At 69.0% G+C, this 924-nt stretch carries 1 pseudogene; it reads right to left on the bottom strand.

Annotated elements, in window-relative coordinates:
* Positions 1 to 373: 373 nt before the first annotated feature.
* Positions 374 to 539, bottom strand: a pseudogene (locus V6U90_RS33560) (IS5/IS1182 family transposase); the annotation flags it as partial.
* Positions 540 to 924 lie beyond the last annotated feature (385 nt).

Below are 924 nucleotides of genomic sequence, written 5' to 3'. Positions count from 1 at the left end.
GGCGACGGGTGGGCGTGACCCGGGCCGTCTGGTGGGCCGCTACCCGGCCCGTGGCCTGTCTGCGCGCGCACCTGATGCCGGCGCTCTCACACGTGGTCTGTCAGGGCCGCTCAGCGCCGCGCGACCGCGTAGGTACGAAATGAACCCGCCGCTACGGCCCGGCCGTGAGATAAGCAGAGGAGGTAACGAGATGAGCATGTTGGGCGACGAGGAACTGCGGGCCGAGATGGAGGCTACGGATGGTGACGATGGCGTCGGCGAGATGAGCATGTTGGGCGACGAGGAACTGCGGGCCGAGATGGAGGCTACGGATGGTGACGATGGCGTCGGCGAGATGAGCATGTTGGGCGACGAGGAACTGCGGGCCGAGATGGAGGCTACGGATGGTGACGATGGCGTCGGCGAGGTCGACGTGAGCGTTGGCCACGTCTTCTTTGCGTTCGTAGCGGCGTTGTAGCCGGTTGAAGGCGTTGTGCCAGGCGTTCGTGCGCTCGATGTGCTACCCGCCGGGTGGCCTGGACCGGGGGCTTTGACGCCCTTGCGGGCGCTGTGACAGACCGGCGTGACCCCCCCGGCCGGACAGCCAGACACCCTCCGGGTCGGAGGGTCCCTCATCTCCGCTGAGGCGGGGCACAGGCGGGCCCGGGATCCCCGTCCGGTCCGCTGAGGATTTCGGCAGCCTCCCTGAGGGATCCCCGGGGGCCGTCCTGAGGGCGGCAGAGTTGTCACGTCTTGTGTTTTGGCACGTACCCGACAAGACCCGACAGCCCCGCACGCGCGTTTGGGCGGTGTCCGGACCAACCGGCCGACCGTTCGGCAGTCGGTGTTTCCGCGCGGCCCTACTTCAGTGCCGGGCGGCGTCCTCGGTTCCTCGCGCGCCCGCGCGCAGGGCGCGACTCCAGAAACTCCAGAAACCCGGCCCCC

The organism is Micromonospora sp. CPCC 206060, from assembly GCF_036906895.1.
GTDB lineage: Bacteria > Actinomycetota > Actinomycetes > Mycobacteriales > Micromonosporaceae > Micromonospora.
Note: the sequence above shows the minus strand (reverse complement) of the source record. Positions and strands in the feature narration are given on the sequence as shown.